This is a genomic window from Streptomyces sp. NBC_00464 (assembly GCF_036013915.1).
Classification (GTDB): domain Bacteria; phylum Actinomycetota; class Actinomycetes; order Streptomycetales; family Streptomycetaceae; genus Streptomyces.
This window is the reverse complement of the sequence record NZ_CP107899.1, coordinates 5,322,074-5,339,744: the sequence shown is the minus strand read 5'-3', so window position 1 is coordinate 5,339,744 and position 17,671 is coordinate 5,322,074. Positions and strand designations below refer to the sequence as shown.

Genomic DNA, 17,671 nt, shown 5'->3' with positions numbered 1-17,671 from the left:
CACGTGCCGTCCTGGCGCGTACCCGACCGCTCCCACCGACGACGGCCAGGAAGATCCCATGCGCCCGATGCCGTCAGTTCGTGGTCTCCGGCCGGGCCGTCTTCTGCCACGGATATCCCGTCCGCAGCCGGGGGTCCGGGGCCGTGATGGACTGCGGGGCCCCCTCGGCGCCCGCCGGGTCCCCTACGTGCTGCTCCTGAACACGGTCCGCCGGACGCCCCGGTGCCGGCTCCTCCGTCGTCCAGTGCCGCAGCGCCCCGGCCTCCACGTCGATCTGCATGTTCAGCGACGCCAGATCGTCCTCGGCGAACTGCCTGGCCCGGTCCCGGGCCGCCCATCGCAGCGACTCCGCGGCGTGCGTGATCCGCTCGGTGCGTTCCTTCAGGCCGGGCAGCAACGAGGCGACCGTCACCTTGTCGGGTTCGCGCTCCAGCCGCTTCAGGTCCTCGTCCAGCTCACGGCCGTGCACCCCGAGGCGCTGGAACAGCCCCAGCGACTCCGAGAGCGAGGCATCCTCGACCACGCCCGACTGCAGCGCCTCCTGAGTGGCGCGCATCGAGGTGCGCAGCGAGAGGCGGAGCTGCGCCAGCTCGCCGCCGACGCCCACCTGCCCGTAGCTCTTGGCCCGCAGCGTGGTGTCCTCCACCGTGCGGCGCGCCTGCGTGATCGTGCGGTCCACGCCGCGCTTGGCCGCCCCGACGGCCTTGACGACCGCGTAGACGCCCAGCGCCATGAATGCGACGACGAGCAGCCCCAGAATCAGGATCACGGCTTCCATGAGCGCCCCTCGGATGGTGTGACGGCTGACGGCACGGTTTCACCCGCCCCTCCACCGTAAACGGAACGGGCAGGCGGAGGGTTCCATTGGAACCCCCAACCTGCCCGTAGGGGAAAGCCCTCACACCGAAAAGCTCTCACGCTGAAGAGCTCTCCTTCCGCAAAGCCCTCACACCATCATGGCGACGACCGTCGAGCAGTCGACTAGGCCGGAACGATGTTGACCAGCTTCGGCGCCCGGACGATCACCTTGCGGATGCCCGCCCCGTCCAGTGCCGCGACGACGGCCGGGTCGGCCAGGGCCAGGGCCTCCAGCTCGGCGTCCGTGATCGACGGGGAGATCTCCAGGCGTGCCCGGACCTTGCCCTTGATCTGGACGACGCAGGTCACGGTCTCGTCCACGACGTACGCCGGGTCGGCGACCGGGAAGTCCTGGTGCACGACCGACTCGGTGTGACCCAGTCGGCGCCACAGCTCCTCGGCGATGTGCGGCGCCAGCGGCGCCACCAGCAGCACCAGTGCCTCGGCGACGGGACGCGGCAGCGGGCCACCGGCCTTGGTCAGGTGGTTGTTCAGCTCGGTGACCTTGGCGATGGCCGTGTTGAAGCGCATCCCGGCCATGTCCCCGCCGACGCCGTCGATCGCCTTGTGCAGCGCGCGCAGCGTGTCCTCGCCGGGCTCGGTGTCGACGACGGTGACCTCGCCGCTCTCCTCGTCGACGATGTTGCGCCACAGCCGCTGCAGCAACCGGTACTGGCCGACGACCGCACGCGTGTCCCAGGGGCGCGACACGTCCAGGGGGCCCATGGCCATCTCGTACAGACGCAGCGTGTCCGCGCCGTACTCGCCGCAGATCTCGTCGGGCGTCACGGCGTTCTTCAGGGACTTGCCCATCTTGCCCAGGACGCGGGAGACCTTCTCGCCCTCGTAGTAGTACGCCCCGTCACGCTCCTCGACCTCGGCCGCCGGGACCGCGATGCCGCGGCTGTCCCGGTAGACGAAGGCCTGGATCATGCCCTGGTTGTACAGCTTGTGGAAGGGCTCCGCGGACGAGACGTGGCCCAGGTCGTGCAGCACCTTGGACCAGAAGCGGGCGTACAGCAGGTGCAGTACGGCGTGCTCGGCTCCGCCCACGTACAGGTCGACACCACCGGTCGGCTGCCCCTCGCGCGGGCCCATCCAGTACTGCTCGATCGCCGGGTCGACCAGCTTCTCGCTGTTGTTCGGGTCCAGGTAGCGCAGCTCGTACCAGCAGGATCCGGCCCAGTTGGGCATGGTGTTGGTCTCGCGGCGGTACTTCTTCGGGCCGGCGCCGTCGCCCAGGTCCAGCGTGACGTTGACCCAGTCGGCGTTGCGCGACAGCGGGGTCTCGGGCTGGGTGTCGGCGTCGTCCGGGTCGAAGGTGCGCGGCGAGTAGTCGTCGACCTCCGGCAGCTCCAGCGGCAGCATCGACTCGGGCAGCGGGTGGGCGATGCCCTCCTCGTCGTACACGATCGGGAAGGGCTCGCCCCAGTAGCGCTGACGGCTGAACAGCCAGTCGCGCAGCCGGAAGTTGACGGTGCCCTCGCCGACGCCGTGCTCCTTCAGCCAGTCGGTGATGCGGGCCTTCGCGTCGACGACGCCCAGGCCGTCCAGCGAGATCTCGTCGTTCGCGGAGTTGACCAGCTTCGCGTCGTACGAGCCGAAGGCGTCCTCCCACGTCGAGGCGTCCGTGCCGCGGTCGTCCGACGGCTCGACGACGCAGCGCATCGGCAGCTCGAAGGCGCGTGCGAAGGCGAAGTCGCGCGCGTCGTGCGCCGGTACGGCCATGATCGCGCCGGTGCCGTAGCCCATCAGCACGTAGTCGGCGATGAAGACGGGAACCTGCTCGCCGCTGACCGGGTTGGTCGCGTACGCGCCGGTGAAGACGCCGGTCTTGTCCTTGGCCTCGGCCTGCCGCTCCACATCGGACTTGGCGGCGGCCTGCTTGCGGTACGCGGTGACGGCCTCGGCCGGAGTGGCGTGGCCGCCGGTCCAGACCGGGTGGGTGCCGTCGGGCCAGGCGGCCGGGATGATCCGCTCGACCAGCTCGTGCTCCGGCGCCAGCACCATGTACGTGGCGCCGAACAGGGTGTCCTGGCGGGTGGTGAAGACGGTGATGCTGCCGGCGCCGTCGACCGGGAAGTCGACGCGCGCGCCCTCGGAGCGGCCGATCCAGTTGCGCTGCTGCAGCTTGATGGCCTCGGGCCAGTCCAGCCCGTCCAGGTCGTTCAGCAGGCGGTCGGCGTAGGCGGTGATGCGCATGTTCCACTGGCGCAGCTTGGCCTTGAAGACGGGGAAGTTGCCGCGCTCGGAGCGACCGTCGGCCGTGACCTCCTCGTTGGCCAGGACGGTGCCCAGGCCGGGCGACCAGTTGACGGGCGCGTCGGAGGCGTAGGCCAGCCGGTGGTCGCTCAGGACGTCGGCGCGCTCGGCGGCGCTCAGCGCGCTCCAGTCGCGTCCGTCGGGGGTCGCGCGCTCACCGGACTCGAACTGGGCGACCAGCTCGGCGATCGGCCGGGCGCGGTCCGCGTCGGTGTCGTACCAGGAGTTGAAGATCTGCAGGAAGATCCACTGGGTCCACTTGTAGTACTCCGACTCGATCGTGGCGAACGAGCGGCGCTTGTCGTGGCCCAGGCCCAGCCGGCGCAGCTGCGCCGTCATGTTCTCGATGTTGGCCTCGGTCGAGATCCGCGGGTGCGTGCCGGTCTGTACGGCGTACTGCTCCGCGGGCAGACCGAAGGCGTCGAAGCCCAGGGTGTGCAGGACGTTGTGGCCGCTCATCCGCTGGTGGCGGGCGTAGACATCGGTGGCGATGTAGCCCAGCGGGTGGCCGACGTGCAGGCCCGCACCCGAGGGGTACGGGAACATGTCCATGATGAACTTCTTCGGCTTGGCGGCCAGCTCCGGGTCGCCCGCCAGGTCGCCGGTGGGGTTCGGCGCCTCGTACGTGCCCTCGGCGTCCCAGAAGTCCTGCCAGCGTGCCTCGATGTCGGCGGCCATCGCTGCCGTATAGCGGTGCGGCGCAGCAACGTCGGCTGCGGAATTCGTCTCGCTCATGATCCTCAAAGCTCCATCGATCGTCATCTGCCGGCGCCCACGTCTACGGACACGCGTCTACGGAAACGAAAAAGCCCCTCGCACAGGAGGGGACGCCGCGCTGATGCCGACCAGGCATTCTCACCGGTCGGGACTGATCAGCGCGGCTCGCTAAGCAGAAGGCGTACGGCACGCATGGCGTCAGGGTACCGCACAGGCCCGGTCCTCATCCGGGCACCGCCGATCCGTGGACACGACGGGGGGCGAGCCCTGCGGCGGAACGTCCGGGAAGCGTGGGTTACTCCGCGTAATGCCCCCTATCGGGGCAACCACTCAAACCTCGTACTGGCCGGTATGGAGCGTCCTAGCATGCGGCAACGGGACCGCTTTGCCGAGCCATTCGGAGTCGCCCCCCATGAACCCTCATCGCAAAATCCGCTCATCGGCCGCCCCGCTCCAGGGGCCGAGCCGTCACGTACAGGGCGGGCTGACCGTCGCTGTGCTGGTTCTCCTGCCGCTGCTCGCCGTGGCGGGCAGCGACGGTCTGCGCGCCACGTTCGACTTCACGACCGGTGTCCTCTCGCTGGTCTCGCTCACCGCCGCGGTGGGCTGGGGCCTGCTCGCCACCGACCGGCTGTTCCTCTCCTCGCGCCAGCGCCTGGTCGGCCAGGCCGTCCACCGCACCGCCGCGGCCGCCTCGCTGGGCTTCCTGCTGCTCCATGTCACGGTGAAGGTCTCGCTGGGGCATGTGGCGCTGCTCGGCGCCCTCGTACCCTTCGGTCTCGGAGTCGGCGGGACGGCGGGGCTGATCGGTTTCGGCGCGCTGGCCGGTCTGCTGATGGTCGTGGCGGCCGCGACGGGCGCGCTGCGCAGCGCCTTCGCCACGCCCAACAGGGTCGCCGGACGCTGGCGGGCGCTGCACGCGCTGTCCTACCCGGCGTGGTGCGCCGCGCTGGTGCACGGTCTGTACGCGGGCCGGCCACCCGCGGTCTGGGTCGTCGCGATGTACAGCCTGTGCCTGGTCGCCGTGGCGGCGGTGCTGTGCCTGCGCATGCTGCCGCCGCCGGTGAAACGGCGGATCGCCGGACTGATCACCGCTCTGATCAAGCCGGACGCCCTGCCCGGCGAACCGGATCCGGTGACCCGCGAGGCTCCGCTGCCCGGCGCGGACACCGCGGCCCTGCCGGGGGCGTACGGGGCGGACGCCCGCAGCACCGGCCGCAACCGCCTCGGCAGTCAGCTGCGCGGCACCCCGCTGCCCTCGTCCTTCGAGCACCCCCGGACCACGCTCCCGGCACCCGCCCCGCCTCTGTACGAGGCCCCGCCCCGCAGCTCCGACCGCCTCACCGGCCCTCCCCCGAGCAGGCCCGGCGGTCTTCCGGGGCCCGGGCCGGGGATCGCCGCCGGGTACCGCGCGGTCTCACCGACCGCCGGAGGGGCCACGCGACAGGAGCCGTCCGGACGCCGGCCGGCTCCGTCGCCCACCCCGCCGGCCCAGGCGCTGCGCCCGCCGCCCGGGCCCGCCACAGCGGCGGAACCCCCGTACGCCGCCCGGGCAGCGACCGCTCCGCTGCCCGCCGTCGGCGACACCGCACCGTTTCCGGGGCCGTTCTACCCGCCCCCGGCCGGAGAGCCCTGGACCGCACCCGCAGGAGACCGACCGTGAACCTCCCCCTCCCCGACGTCCCCGAAGTCCGCGTCGTCGGCCTCCCCCAACTGACCAGCGGCTTCGACCTGGTGGAGCGGCTCGACCTCGGCATGCATCTGAAGGTGCACGGGCCGCTGGAGCCGATGACCGGCGAACGCCTGGCGGAACTCGCCGAGTCCATCTCCCTCAACGGCCGCGGCGGTGCCGGATTCCCCTTCGGCAGAAAGCTGCGCGCCGTCGCCAAGGCGTCCATCCGGCGTGGGGTACGGCCGGTCGTCGTGATCAACGGCAGCGAGGGCGAACCCGCCTGCCGCAAGGACACGGTGCTGCTCAACCGTGCACCGCACCTCATCCTGGACGGCGCGCTGCTGGCGGCCGAGGCGCTCGGAGCCCGCACCCTGATCGTCGCCGTCACCCGCAACTCCACGGAGATCTCGGTGCGCTCGGCGCTGGCCGAGCGGGGTCTGTCCGACCGGCGCGGTCGGCCGTTACGGGCCCGGGTGGTGCGGACCCCGGAGCGGATGGTCTCGGGTGAGGCCTCGGCCGTCATCCGGGCGGCGTCCGGCGGCCCCGCCCTGCCGCCGGGCCGCCGCGGACGGGCCGCCGAGTCGGGGGTGGGCGGCGCCCCCACCCTGCTGTCGAACGCGGAGACGTACGCGCAACTCGCCGTCGCCGCCCGCATGGGCCCCCGCCGCTACGGAGACACCGGCCTGCCCGACGAGCCCGGCACGGTGCTCCTCACACTCTCCGGCGCGGTCGCGCGCCCGATGGTCATCGAGGTGCCGACGGGGGTGCCGCTGCGGTACGTCCTCCAGCTGGCCGGCGCGCCACCGTTGCCGCAGGGCGTGCTGACGGGCGGCTATCACGGCAACTGGATCAGCGCGCACGCCGTGCATGACGCCGTCATCTCCCGGGAGTCGCTGGCCGCGGCGGGTGGCGCGCTGGGAGCGGGTGCCATCCTGCCGATCGGACCGGAGACCTGCCCGCTCGGCGAGTCCCTGCGCGTGGCGAACTGGCTGGCCGCCGAGACCGCCGGCCAGTGCGGCCCGTGCAGGCTCGGGCTGCCGGCTGCCGCGGGCGGGCTCTCCGATGTGCTGAACGGGGGCGGTCCCGCCGCTCTGGAGGCGCTGCGTGAAGTGACGCTGGCGGTCAAGGGGCGGGGCGCCTGCAAGCATCCGGACGGTTCGGCACGCTTTCTGTCGTCCACGCTCTCCGCGTTCACCGACGACCTGGCCGCGCATGTGCTGGACGGCGGCTGCGGCCGCGAGACGCGCGGGGTTCTCCCTCTGCCCGCACCTGGGTACCAGGATGTGGAGGAGTCCGTTCCGAGCGGCGAGAAGCTGGCCGTCGACTGGACGCTCTGCCGGGGCCACGGCCTCTGCGCGGACATCGTCCCGGAGCTGATCAGGCTGGGCGCCGACGGATACCCGGCGCTCGCGGACGCCATGGTTCCGATGCATCTGCGCGGACGTGCGCAGCGTGCCGTACGCCGTTGTCCCGCCCTGGCGCTCCGGATCGAGCAGCAGGCTCCCGAGCGGCCCGCGCTGCCTCCGGGCACCGGCCGGAAGGCACTGGGCAGCGGCCGGAGTTGACCTGACGGCCGACTTGACGCGCAAAACGACTGGCGGGCCATCCGATTCGGATGGCCCGCCAGTCGATCTTCACTGTGGAGCTAAGGAGAATTGAACTCCTGACCTCCTGCATGCCATGCAGGCGCTCTACCAACTGAGCTATAGCCCCGCGTTGTCCTGCCCGGTCTCCCGTGGCGACATCGAGAACATTACCGGTCACCCCGGCCGTCCACCAAATCGATTCCGGCCGGTCCTTCCCCGAGGCCTCTCCGAGCCCTCTCCGGCCCCGCTCCGGCCGATCACCGGGGCGGGTCAGGCGGTCGCGAAGGAGTAGAAACGCTTGAGCGTGCAGTGCTCCTCCAGCAGCCGTCCGTAGATCGGCTCCCCCTCCAGCTCCCGGTAGGTCTCGATGGCGTCGCCCTTTATGACCAGCGCCCGTGCGCATTCCTCGCACCAGTACTGATAGTCCGCGTTGAGCGGGTCCATGTCCCTGACGATGGGCGTACCGCTGCCGCACCAGTCGCATTTCCGCCTGTGTGCACCCATGGATCAGCTCCGGCTGCGGCCGCGGGCCGTGCACAGGGGGAGGGTCCCGGTGAGACAACCGGGCGTTCGGCGTCGGAGGGGGCCGGCGTCGGCCCGCGGGAAAAGAACGGCTCGTGGGAGACGAGTGACCCGCGGGAGGAGAGTGGCCGGGAACGAGCTGTCAGCGGGGCGGCCGGAACATGCGCGGCCCTGGCGGACGAGGGGCAGGTCCGGGACCCCGTGGCGGCTCGCAGGCATCGCGCGCTCCTCCCCGTTCGGTCCGTCTCCCCTCCGGCGGTCCGATTCTGCCATGACCCCGCAAGGGGGGTCAGCCTGCCGGAGATCCCACCCTCCTCCGAGGCGGCGGGCACAGGGGAAACGGGCGGCGGTCGATGGCCTTGCACACCTGACTGACGGCAGCCTCCCGCGCGTGAGGAACACGCAAGGATCCCGCCCCCTGGTGGGGACGGGATCCTGATTGTGGAGCTAAGGAGAATTGAACTCCTGACCTCCTGCATGCCATGCAGGCGCTCTACCAACTGAGCTATAGCCCCGCTGTTCGCTGTGTTTCCCTGCGTTTCCGCGCTGCGAACAAGAAGAACTTTAGCCTGTGACCAGCCAGAAAGTGAAATCCGGCCGAAGCCACCCGATGACGCCCTGCGGGCGCCGCCCGGGCACCCGGTCAGGCGTCGTCTCCGAGCACCGGTTCGGGCAGGGTGCCGGCGTTGTGCTCCAGCAGGCGCCAGCCGCGGGCACCCTCGCCCAGCACCGACCAGCAGCAGTTGGAGAGTCCGCCGAGCCCTTCCCAGTGGTGCGCTTCGAGACCCAGCAGCCGGCCGATGGTGGTCCGGATGGTGCCACCGTGACTGACGACGACGAGCGTGCCGTCGTCGGGCAGCTTGTCGGCGTGCGCGAGCACGACGGGAGCCGCCCTGTCGGCGACCTCCGTCTCCAGCTCACCGCCGCCGCGCCGCACGGGCTCGCCGCGCTTCCAGGCCGCGTACTGATCGCCGTACAGCCCCACGATCTCCTCGTGGGTGAGGCCCTGCCAGGCGCCCGCATAGGTCTCACGCAGTCCCGGGTCGTGCGCGACACCGAGGCCGGTGATCGCGACGAGCTCGGCCGCCGTGGCCGCGGCCCGCCGCAGATCGGATGCGACGATCGCGTCCGGCTTCAGCGAGGCGAGCAGCCGGGCGGCCCGGCGGGCCTGCCCGACGCCTTCCTCGGTGAGCTCGATGTCCGTGGAGCCCTGGAACCGGCGCTCCAGGTTCCACGCCGTCTGGCCGTGTCGCCAGAGGACGATCCTGCGGCCCCTGCCGCTTCCGCTGCCGTTCAGCTCTGCTCACCTTCCGTGCCGCCGGTGAGCTGTGCGTGCTCCTCGGCCTTGCCGCGGGTCTTCACGGCGTCCTCGGGAAGGGGGATCTCGGGGCAGTCCTTCCACAGGCGCTCCAGCGCGTAGAAGACACGCTCCTCGCTGTGCTGGACGTGGATGACGATGTCGACGTAGTCGAGGAGGATCCAGCGGGCGTCGCGGTCGCCTTCACGGCGGACCGGCTTGGCGCCGAGCTTCTTCTGAAGCTGCTCCTCGATCTCGTCGACGATCGACTTGACCTGGCGGTCGTTGGGGGCCGAAGCCAGCAGGAAGGCGTCCGTGATCGACAGCACGTCGCTGACGTCGTACGCAATGATGTCGTGCGCGAGCCGGTCGGCGGCCGCCTGAGCGGCGGCGTTGATGAGCTCGATGGAGCGGTCCGTGGCGGTCACATGCAGGCTTTCGTCGGCGGTCAGATCAACCTCTAGGGTCTCACGGACCACCGACAGCCCACGCAGTCATCTTCCGAAGACCGTTCCGGAGTCTTCCGGCAGCGTCCCTGAGCGGCTCCGGACCCGCCCGCGCCGGCCCGGGAACGGCGGCGGGGCGGCCCCCGGAACCCTCCCCGGAGCCGCCCCTGAACCGAACCGGCGAACCGGCCGTCCGCGCCACCGCCCTACTTGATCTGGTAGTCCTGACCGATGACGACGGACACGTCCGCGTTACCGGCCGTCTTGCCCTTCTTCGCCGCACTCGCCGGCAGCCCGAGGGTCGAGGCCACCTCGGTTGCCTTCTTCTTGTCCGCCGCGTCCTTGTAGATGACCTCGGAGGCCGCCACCGCGCCTGACTTGCCGCTGTTGACGAAGGTGTAGCCACCGTTGACCAGCTCGATCCGGGCGGACTCCGTACCGCGGCCGCTGCCCGTGGCGTCCTTGACGCCGACCCGTACCGCCGCGTCCGCGGCCGGGGCCTTGAACGTGCCGCCCAGGATGTCCTTGACGACGCTCTCCGTGGCAGCCTCGGTGAGGGTGCCGTCGTCCTGGACCGGCAGCAGCGCGGTCTTGTAGTCGCCGATCTTGGCGTGCTCGGCGAGCTTGGCCAGGGAGGCGCCGAGGTCCTGCTCGGGCAGGGACGGGTCGAGGATCTGGGCCAGGGTCTCGACCGTGACCGTGGCGGCCTTCGGATCGTCGGAGATCTTCCGCAGCACTCCGCGCATGACCTGCCCGAACCGCATCAGCTGCTTGGCCTCGGCCTCGCCGGGTCCGCGGTACGTGGCGTACGCGACGGCCATCGGCCCGCTGAGCGTCTGCGCCTTGCCCTTCTTCACCAGGGGCGCGGCGCCCTTCTTGGCGTCGGGAACAGCGGTGTCGGTGTCGACCTCGATATTGCCGACCAGGTCGACGAGGTTCTCCAGATACGGGGTGTCGAGCCGCCACGTGCCGCTGATCTCGGTGCCGAGCAGCGAGTCGATGGACTCGCGGGTTCCCGAGGTCCCGTCGTCGTCGACCGATTTGCCGAGGGTGGTGGTGGCACCGTCCTCGTCGGTGACGGCCAGCGAGTTGGGCAGCAGAACCGTGGTGCCCTGCTTGGTGGTGACGTTGTCGACGAGCAGGGCCGTGGACGTGCCGCCCGCCTTGGTGTTGTGGAGGTGCACCACGATGACGTCCCGCCGCTGCGGGCCGGTCGCCGTGGTGGTCTCCTTCTCCGACGCGGAGAGACCGGGGATCTTGTCCGCGGACCACAGGTAGCCGACGCCGCCGAGCACCACCAGTGCGACGACGACGATCAGCGCGACCATCCGGTTGTGACCGCGGCGGCGTGCCTCCTCGCGGCGTTCGCTGCGGCTCTCGGTGAACTTCAGCCAGTCGATGACGTCTTCGGAGTCCTCGTCGGGCTCCTCGATGAAGGAGAACTGCTCCGTGCCGTAGTCGCGGTCGCCCCGTCGCGGCCCCGGAACACCCGCGTCCGGCTCCACGGCCGGCTGCGGTTCGGGGGCCCGCTGCGGCGGAGCGGCGGCGGGCGCCTGGGCCTGCTGCGGGATGTTCCACTGCTGCGTGGTGTCGACCGCGGCGGGCTGCTGGCCCGTGTCGTAGCCGTAACCGCCGTCGTAGCCGTAACCCTGCTGCGAGGGCTGTTGCTGGGGCGGCTGGGGCTGCTGGTTCTGCTGGTTCTGCTGAGCGGCGTACGGGTCGTACTGCTGCGGAGGCGCGGCAGGCTGCTGCTGCTGGGCGTACGGGTCGTAGCCGTACCCCTGACCGGCCTGCGGCGCCTGCTGCGGGGGCTGCTGGGGCTGCTGCTGTGCGTACGGGTCGTACTGCTGCTGCCCGGCCTGCTGCTGGTACACCGGCTGCCCGTACTCGTCGTAGCCGACGATCTGCGGCTGCTGGTAGTACGGGTCGTACGGATTCTGTCGGTCGTTCACCGGTGCCCCTCTCCGTGGCTCATTCGCCGCGGTACAGCTGGCGCTTGTCGATGTAGCGGACCACACCGTCCGGGACCAGGTACCAGACCGGCTCCCCCTGGGCGACCCTCGCACGGCAGTCCGTGGAGGAGATGGCCAGTGCGGGGACCTCCACGAGGGAGACGCCCCCCTCCGGCAGCCCGTCGTCCGTCAGCACGTGCCCCGGCCGCGTCACCCCGATGAAGTGGGACAGCGAGAAGAGCTCGTCGGCATCCCGCCAGGTGAGGATCTGGGAGAGAGCGTCGGCGCCCGTGATGAAGAAGAGGTCCGCGTCACCGTGGACCGCGCGCAGGTCCCGCAGGGTGTCGATCGTGTACGTGGGGCCGTTGCGGTCGATATCGCTGCGGCTGACCGAGAACTGCGGGTTGGACGCCGTCGCGATGACGGTCATCAGATAGCGGTCCTCGGCCGGGGAGACCTGCTTGTGGCTCTTCTGCCACGGCTGCCCGGTCGGGACGAAGACCACCTCGTCGAGGTGGAACTGGGCGGCCACTTCACTGGCCGCCACCAGGTGTCCATGATGAATCGGGTCAAACGTCCCGCCCATCACGCCGAGTCGGCGCTTTCCGCGGCCGGTAGGCACTTCCTGCTCTCCCATGCGTGCAGAGCCTACTGGCACAGCTGTACGCCTCGGCCTCAGCGGTCGCGGTTGAAGCGCGTGGTAATCCACAGAAGGAGGAGAAGCGCGACAAACGCACCGCCACCGGTGAGGAGCGGGCTGAGACTTTCGTGGTTGCCACCGTGCTCGCCCTCGGCGGCGACGGTGACCAGCTGGTGTGCGGTGCTCGTGAGGCTCATCTTCGGCAGGACCTATCGATCGGGAGTCGGAGGGAAGACGTCGCGGACATCGTATGCGGGCGTCCCGGGCACGCTCACGCCGACTCAGTCGTTGTTGTCGTCGTTGCGGTATCCGCGGAGCAGGAACCAGGCCAGCAGGGCCGCTCCGACGAGCGAGGCGATCAGCACGATACGGATCGTGTTGCCCGGCCCCTGTTCCTCGGATGCGGCAGCGAGCAGAGCAACGGTGTGCGGCATGTCGGGCGTCTCCTCAGTTATCCACAGCCCCCCGCACACCGTAGCCCCAGCACCTACGCTGGGATTTGTCAGGGGGCGAGCGACGTCTCGTACGAACAGGGGGCCCATTCATGACCGACGGCAGCCACGAGAGCCATGAGAACGTGCCGAGCAGGCAGCGCAGGCGTTTCCCGGGGATCTCCTCCCGGGCGTACGAACACCCGGCAGACCGTTCGGCCCTGGTGGCGCTGCGCAAGCTGAGCGGTTTCGACACCGTCTTCAAGGCACTGAGCGGACTGCTGCCGGAGCGCAGTCTGCGACTGCTGTTCCTGTCGGACTCCGTCCGGGTGAGCGACGCGCAGTTCAGCCACCTCAACGACATGCTGCGGGATGCCTGCTACATCCTGGACCTGGAGAAGGTCCCTCCGATGTACGTCAGCCAGAACCCGCAGCCCAACGCCATGTGCATCGGCCTGGACGAGCCGATCATCGTGGTGACGACGGGCCTGGTGGAACTGCTCGACGAGGAGGAGATGCGCGCGGTCGTCGGGCATGAGGTGGGGCACGCCCTCTCCGGCCATGCCGTGTACCGCACGATCCTGCTCTTCCTCACCAATCTCGCCCTCAAGGTGGCGTGGATCCCCCTCGGCAATGTCGCGATCATGGCGATCGTCACCGCACTGCGCGAGTGGTTCCGCAAGTCCGAGCTGTCCGCCGACCGGGCCGGTCTGCTGGTCGGCCAGGATGTGCGGGCCTCGATGCGAGGGCTGATGAAGATCGCCGGCGGCAACCACCTCCACGAGATGAACGTGGACGCGTTCCTCGCCCAGGCCGACGAGTACGAGAAGGCGGGCGACCTGCGCGATTCCGTCCTCAAGATCCTGAACGTGCTCCCCCGTTCGCACCCGTTCACGACAGTGCGCGCGGCCGAGCTGAAGAAGTGGTCCGAGACCCGCGACTACCAGCGGATCATGGACGGCCACTACCCGCGGCGCGACGAGGACAAGGACACCTCGGTGACGGACGCCTTCAAGGAGTCCGCCTCGCACTACGCCGACTCGGTGCGCAGCAGCAAGGACCCGCTGATGAAGCTGGTCGGCGACATAGCGGGCGGAGCCGGCGACCTGGGCGGCAAGCTCCGCGACAAGTTCACCGGCGCGGGCGGCGCAGGCGCCAAGGGGGCCGGGACGGCCAGAAACGACGCTACGGACGGCTCGGAGCAGTCCCCGAGGCCCGAGGACCCTGAGCCCGGGACGGCAGGGAGCTGACCGCCAGCGTCCCGCACAGCGCCGCGGCGGGCCGGCTCGTCGCATACGGGTCGGTGCCCGCCGGGCCGCCGTCGACCGCCCGTTTGCCCGCGAGCAGCGGCCGCAGGGCCCCGGTGGTGTCGGCGGAGCAGGACTGTGGTCCGGCCTGGACATAGCTGGTCTGCACCTCCAGCCGGTGCAGCCGCAGATCGTCCCGGTCGAACCGGAAGCGCATCTCCCGCCGTACGGTGAACAGCGAGGCACCGCCCGCCTGTTGAGGGCCCGAGACGGCTGGGCGGAGTACATAGGCGAAGGTGTGGTCCGACACCACCTCCAGGGCGTCGGCCCCCACCTCGCCGTATCGCAGCGTGCCTCGGACCCGGATCTCCGGATCGGGGGTGACCTCGTCCGGATCGAACCGCACCAGCCAGCCGGACGCCGCGTGCTGCCCGTCGTCGTGCGGGGCGCTCATGCTCTGCTCGAACTGATTCATCTGGTCCGGGTCGAGCAGTGACTCCACGGGGCGCACGGCGTTCCCGCCCAGGACGTCGGGATCGAGCGAGGAGGCCACCAGGTAGTCCCTGGCCGTGGCCAGCGCTGCGTACACCTGGCTGTCGGAGAAGTTCGCCGTCCGCCGGGTCACCGGAAGGCTGATGCCTGCGACCCCCTTCGGGAACGGGGCGGCGGGGCTGCTCGCGAAGAGGGCGGCTGTGGTGCCGGCGGGCACGACTCCGCGCGGCGCCAGCGGGACGACGGTCATCCGCAGCGGCTCGGCCCTCCTGGTGACGGGGTTCTGGTAGGGGTGGCGGAAGCCCATGAAGACGGCGGTGCCGAAGGCCAGGGCGATCAGGACGACCAGGGCGAGCGCGGCCCGTGAGCCGTTGCGGACAGCACGGCCTGGCAGGCTCCGGACGGCACGGGCGTGCTCTCCCATGCGCTCCTGGGCGGAGAACTCCTGCAACCTGGCGGCCCGGACGAAGGACTCGTCGAAGACCAGTGACCGGTACTCGTCCTCGCTGCCGCTCGCGCTGTTCTCCGACGGGCCTTCGGGTGGATCTCCGCGGTCTGCCATGACTTCTCCCGACTCCACGCCACCGACCGGGGCCGAAACGGTGCGCCCCTTCCGGCCGAAAGGCTCCGGACAGGGTCTGCCCGTCATGCGTGGGCATGCACGGACAAGTGAGAAGCCCCCTCTTCGAGCGGGTGAGGGGTCATATCTTCAGAGTAGGTCGATTGCGGCGGAGGTAAACGCGGCGACGGGCGGGAACTGCCCCGGGGTTCCCCCGGTCGGGCGGGTCGTGGCCGCACAAGCCACGGCGCCCACGGCCGGGCTCGGCACGCCGCGGCGGCCCGGGACGGCTACGCCGTGCGGGTCAGGGCGCGCGGGTCACACCGTGCGGGTCGCGACACCGTGCGGGTCGCGGTGCGCGGATCACGCCGTACGGGTCACGGCGTGCGCATCACACCGTACGGACCATGCCGTACGGACCACGCCGTACGGACCACGCCGCACGGACTACGCTGCACGGACCACACCGTGCGCGTCAAGGCGTGCGAGGGACCGCGGAGACCATCGGGCGGGAGTAGCCGTCTGCGGCGGACGGGGCCGCGGTGGGCCCCGGCGCGCTGTCCACGCCGCTCGTGGCCGGCGGTGGAACCTGGTCCTGACGGTCGCCCGACGTGTTGCGGTAGACGGCGCTGAAGGCCAGCGCGACCATGCCCACTCCCATCAGCACGGCCAGCAGCCAGGCCACGGGCCGGTGCCAGCGGGCGGCACCCCGGTAGGGGCGCAGGGAGCCGCCGTGCCGGCCGTAGGGACCGCCGTCGTAGGAATCGTCGTCATCCGCGTCGCCATAGGCGCCCGCGCGCCCGAAACCGTCGTAGAGGTCGTCGTCCAGCGGCCCGCCGCCGGACCGGGTCCGGTAGGCATCGGCCTCGGCGCGCGCCTCGGCAGCCGCCAACAGCCGCTCGACGGCGGTCGGTTCATGGAACTCGGCTGCCCGGACGAAGTCCTCGTCGAACACCACGGAGGCGAAGTCCTCGTCCGCGCCCCCGCGGTCGTCGTCGGGCTCCCAGCCGTTCGGGAACGGCCTGCCCCCCACGTCGTCCGGCACAGCTTCAGCCTAGACCCGCGGGGTGGCTTTGGGCAGGGAGACGGCGCATTCGCCACATCCCGCGGTCACCTCACATGGCCGTCGCCGGTCACGATGTACTTCGTGGACGTCAGCTCCGGCAGCCCCATGGGCCCCCTGGCGTGCAGCTTCTGTGTGGAGATGCCGATCTCCGCACCGAAGCCGAACTGACTGCCGTCCGTGAAACGTGTCGAGGCGTTCACCGCCACCGTCGTCGAATCCACCAACTGGGTGAACCGGCGGGCCGCTGCCTGCGAGGTCGTCACGATCGCCTCGGTGTGGCCGGAGGACCAGAGCCGGATGTGCGCCACGGCCGCGTCCAGCGACTCCACGACGGCCGCCGCGATGTCGTACGAGAGGTACTCGGTCTCCCAGTCGTCCGGCGTCGCCGCCACCACGGTGGCCTTGGACCCCTCGGCGTACTCCAGGACCCGCTCGTCACCGTGCACGGTCACCCCGGCCTCGGCGAGCGCGTCCAGGGCCCGCGGCAGGAACGCGCCGGCGATGTCCTTGTGGACCAGGAGCGTCTCCGCGGCGTTGCAGACGCTCGGGCGCTGCGCCTTGGAGTTGACCAGGATGGCGACGGCCATGTCGAGATCGGTCTGCGCATCCACGTACACATGGCAGTTGCCGGTACCGGTCTCGATCACCGGGACGGTGGACTCCTCGACGACGGTGCGGATCAGCGAGGCGCCGCCGCGCGGAATGAGCACGTCGACCAGGCCGCGCGCCCGCATGAGCTCGCGTACGGAGTCACGGTTCTCGCCCGGCACCAGCTGCACCGCGTCGGCCGGCAGTCCGGAGCCGCCGACCGCGTCGCGCAGCACCCGGACGAGTGCGCTGTTGGAGGCGTGGGCGGAGGACGAACCGCGCAGCAGCACGGCGTTGCCCGACTTCAGGCAGAGGGCCGCGGCGTCCACCGTCACATTGGGCCGGGCCTCGTAGATGATCCCGACCACGCCGAGCGGCACCCGGACCTGACGCAGATCGATGCCGTTGGGCAGGGTCGAGCCGCGCACCACCTCGCCGACGGGGTCGGGCAGCGCCGCGACATCCCGTACGTCGGCCGCGATGGCCCGGATCCGCTCGGGGGTGAGGGTGAGCCGGTCGACGACCGACTCGCTGGTCCCGGCCTCGCGGGCGCGCGCCACGTCCTCGGCGTTGGCGGCGAGGATGTCGCTGGTGCGCACTTCGAGCGCGTCCGCGATGGCCAGCAGCGCGTCGTCCTTCGCCGCGCGCGGAAGTGGCGCAATGTCGGCGGCCGCTGAGCGGGCCCGGTAGGCGGCCTGGGCGACCGGGGACATGTTGTCGTACGGCGAAAGCGTGGTCATGCCCGCAGAGTAATGCGCACGCTGCGGGCATCCGTCACGTATCCCGTGATGCGAGACGGCCGTCCGGGGGACGGCGCCCGGGTCAGTACGGGTGCACACCCACCGGGGCGGCCGGGGGCGGCCCGTACCCCTCGGCGATGCGCTGGTGGTACGTCTCGCGGTCGATGACCTCCAGGCCCACGATCTCCCAGGGTGGCAGCCCCGCGCTGGACCGGTGCTCGCCCCACAGCCGCAGGGCCACCGCCGCCGCGTCGTGCAGGTCGCGGGCCTCTTCCCAGTAGCGGACCTCTGCGTGGTCGTTGGCATAGCGGCTGGTCAGCAGGAAGGGGTGGTCGTGCGCGAGCTGTTCGAGACCGCGTCTGACCTCCTTCAGCGGGATCTCGGTGCCGGAGACGCAGAGGGTGACGTGCCACAGCTTCGACTGTGTGCGTTCCTGGCCGGCCACCGTCGGTTCCGGCCCGGCCGTCCGCTCGTCGCTCCGGTCCGCGGACCTGCTTGCCTCGAAGCCGCTCCCCGCTCCGACGCTGGTCAGGGCGCGGCCACCCGTTCCTCGGGGCGGCGCCCCCGGGCGCGCTCGTCTCACCGGCGGCCTCCTG

Annotated in this window: 16 protein-coding genes and 2 tRNA genes; 3 read left to right on the top strand and 15 right to left on the bottom strand. The window is 70.9% G+C overall.

Annotation, left to right across the window (positions count from 1 at the left end; translation table 11 throughout):
* Positions 1-73 precede the first annotated feature (73 nt).
* Together OG912_RS23970 and leuS are read right to left on the bottom strand one after the other, a co-directional pair.
* A complete protein-coding gene (locus OG912_RS23970; protein ID WP_326736142.1) occupies positions 74-778 on the bottom strand; it encodes a hypothetical protein in 705 nt (234 codons plus the stop codon).
* A gap of 203 nt (positions 779-981) precedes the next feature.
* Entirely contained in the window at positions 982-3,855 is a 2,874-nt protein-coding gene (gene leuS, locus OG912_RS23965; RefSeq protein ID WP_327711190.1) for a leucine--tRNA ligase, read from the bottom strand.
* Positions 3,856-4,249: 394 nt separating this feature from the next.
* On the opposite strand from leuS, the gene OG912_RS23960 reads away from it, so the two are divergent.
* Together OG912_RS23960 and OG912_RS23955 are read left to right on the top strand one after the other, a co-directional pair.
* Positions 4,250-5,500: a hypothetical protein gene (locus OG912_RS23960; protein WP_327711189.1), complete on the top strand. Its 1,251-nt coding sequence runs from the start codon at positions 4,250-4,252 to the stop codon at positions 5,498-5,500.
* Entirely contained in the window at positions 5,497-7,074 is a 1,578-nt protein-coding gene (locus OG912_RS23955) for an NADH-ubiquinone oxidoreductase-F iron-sulfur binding region domain-containing protein (RefSeq protein WP_327711188.1), read from the top strand. The genes OG912_RS23960 and OG912_RS23955 overlap by 4 nt, the downstream gene beginning before the upstream one ends.
* 75 nt (positions 7,075-7,149) lie before the next feature.
* Here OG912_RS23955 and OG912_RS23950 read toward each other — a convergent pair.
* The 9 genes from OG912_RS23950 to OG912_RS23910 all read right to left on the bottom strand — a co-directional run bounded on the left by OG912_RS23950 (position 7,150) and on the right by OG912_RS23910 (position 12,386).
* Positions 7,150-7,222: transfer RNA gene (locus OG912_RS23950), tRNA-Ala, on the bottom strand.
* 143 nt (positions 7,223-7,365) lie between these two features.
* Positions 7,366-7,599 carry a hypothetical protein gene (locus tag OG912_RS23945; RefSeq protein ID WP_327711187.1) on the bottom strand — a complete coding sequence of 78 codons (234 nt, stop codon included), beginning with the start codon at positions 7,597-7,599 and terminating at the stop codon, positions 7,366-7,368.
* 460 nt (positions 7,600-8,059) lie between these two features.
* Positions 8,060-8,132, bottom strand: a tRNA-Ala gene (locus tag OG912_RS23940).
* A 128-nt stretch (positions 8,133-8,260) separates the two neighbouring features.
* Positions 8,261-8,914: a histidine phosphatase family protein gene (locus tag OG912_RS23935; RefSeq protein ID WP_327713523.1), complete on the bottom strand. Its 654-nt coding sequence runs from the start codon at positions 8,912-8,914 to the stop codon at positions 8,261-8,263.
* Positions 8,911-9,342 carry a ribosome silencing factor gene (gene rsfS, locus OG912_RS23930; protein ID WP_219571509.1) on the bottom strand — a complete coding sequence of 144 codons (432 nt, stop codon included), beginning with the start codon at positions 9,340-9,342 and terminating at the stop codon, positions 8,911-8,913. The genes OG912_RS23935 and rsfS overlap by 4 nt, the downstream gene beginning before the upstream one ends.
* A gap of 224 nt (positions 9,343-9,566) precedes the next feature.
* Positions 9,567-11,312, bottom strand: coding sequence for an LCP family protein (locus OG912_RS23925; protein ID WP_327711186.1), 1,746 nt, complete (start codon positions 11,310-11,312; stop codon positions 9,567-9,569).
* A gap of 19 nt (positions 11,313-11,331) precedes the next feature.
* Positions 11,332-11,949, bottom strand: a complete 618-nt coding sequence (gene nadD, locus OG912_RS23920) for a nicotinate-nucleotide adenylyltransferase (RefSeq protein ID WP_326736149.1) — start codon at positions 11,947-11,949, stop codon at positions 11,332-11,334.
* Positions 11,950-11,987: 38 nt separating this feature from the next.
* Positions 11,988-12,149 carry a hypothetical protein gene (locus OG912_RS23915; RefSeq protein ID WP_187285139.1) on the bottom strand — a complete coding sequence of 54 codons (162 nt, stop codon included), beginning with the start codon at positions 12,147-12,149 and terminating at the stop codon, positions 11,988-11,990.
* A gap of 84 nt (positions 12,150-12,233) precedes the next feature.
* Complete coding sequence (locus tag OG912_RS23910; RefSeq protein WP_326736150.1) at positions 12,234-12,386, bottom strand: hypothetical protein; 153 nt, start codon at positions 12,384-12,386, stop codon at positions 12,234-12,236.
* Between the two features lie 110 nt (positions 12,387-12,496).
* On the opposite strand from OG912_RS23910, the gene OG912_RS23905 reads away from it, so the two are divergent.
* Positions 12,497-13,633, top strand: coding sequence for a M48 family metallopeptidase (locus OG912_RS23905; RefSeq protein WP_327711185.1), 1,137 nt, complete (start codon positions 12,497-12,499; stop codon positions 13,631-13,633).
* On the opposite strand, the gene OG912_RS23900 is transcribed toward OG912_RS23905, so the two are convergent.
* From OG912_RS23900 to OG912_RS23885, 4 genes are all read right to left on the bottom strand, one after another.
* Positions 13,569-14,684: an SCO2583 family membrane protein gene (locus OG912_RS23900; RefSeq protein ID WP_327711184.1), complete on the bottom strand. Its 1,116-nt coding sequence runs from the start codon at positions 14,682-14,684 to the stop codon at positions 13,569-13,571. The genes OG912_RS23905 and OG912_RS23900 overlap by 65 nt on opposite strands.
* Positions 14,685-15,156: 472 nt before the next feature.
* Positions 15,157-15,726: an SCO2584 family spore wall biosynthesis protein gene (locus OG912_RS23895; protein WP_326736153.1), complete on the bottom strand. Its 570-nt coding sequence runs from the start codon at positions 15,724-15,726 to the stop codon at positions 15,157-15,159.
* Positions 15,727-15,791: 65 nt separating this feature from the next.
* Positions 15,792-17,075 (bottom strand): glutamate-5-semialdehyde dehydrogenase, encoded by a 1,284-nt coding sequence (locus tag OG912_RS23890; RefSeq protein ID WP_327711183.1) that lies wholly within the window; start codon positions 17,073-17,075, stop codon positions 15,792-15,794.
* Positions 17,076-17,157: 82 nt separating this feature from the next.
* A complete protein-coding gene (locus OG912_RS23885) occupies positions 17,158-17,658 on the bottom strand; it encodes a hypothetical protein (RefSeq protein ID WP_327711182.1) in 501 nt (166 codons plus the stop codon).
* Between the last annotated feature and the right edge of the window lie 13 nt (positions 17,659-17,671).

Coding starts and splice junctions, on each gene's coding strand:
- OG912_RS23910 (WP_326736150.1), bottom strand. CDS start 12,386: ATGCCGCACACCGTTGCTCTGCTCGCTGCCGCATCCGAGGAACAGGGG.
- leuS (WP_327711190.1), bottom strand. CDS start 3,855: ATGAGCGAGACGAATTCCGCAGCCGACGTTGCTGCGCCGCACCGCTAT.
- OG912_RS23945 (WP_327711187.1), bottom strand. CDS start 7,599: ATGGGTGCACACAGGCGGAAATGCGACTGGTGCGGCAGCGGTACGCCC.
- OG912_RS23900 (WP_327711184.1), bottom strand. CDS start 14,684: ATGGCAGACCGCGGAGATCCACCCGAAGGCCCGTCGGAGAACAGCGCG.
- OG912_RS23960 (WP_327711189.1), top strand. CDS start 4,250: ATGAACCCTCATCGCAAAATCCGCTCATCGGCCGCCCCGCTCCAGGGG.
- OG912_RS23970 (WP_326736142.1), bottom strand. CDS start 778: ATGGAAGCCGTGATCCTGATTCTGGGGCTGCTCGTCGTCGCATTCATG.
- OG912_RS23915 (WP_187285139.1), bottom strand. CDS start 12,149: ATGAGCCTCACGAGCACCGCACACCAGCTGGTCACCGTCGCCGCCGAG.
- nadD (WP_326736149.1), bottom strand. CDS start 11,949: ATGGGAGAGCAGGAAGTGCCTACCGGCCGCGGAAAGCGCCGACTCGGC.
- OG912_RS23890 (WP_327711183.1), bottom strand. CDS start 17,075: ATGACCACGCTTTCGCCGTACGACAACATGTCCCCGGTCGCCCAGGCC.
- OG912_RS23905 (WP_327711185.1), top strand. CDS start 12,497: ATGACCGACGGCAGCCACGAGAGCCATGAGAACGTGCCGAGCAGGCAG.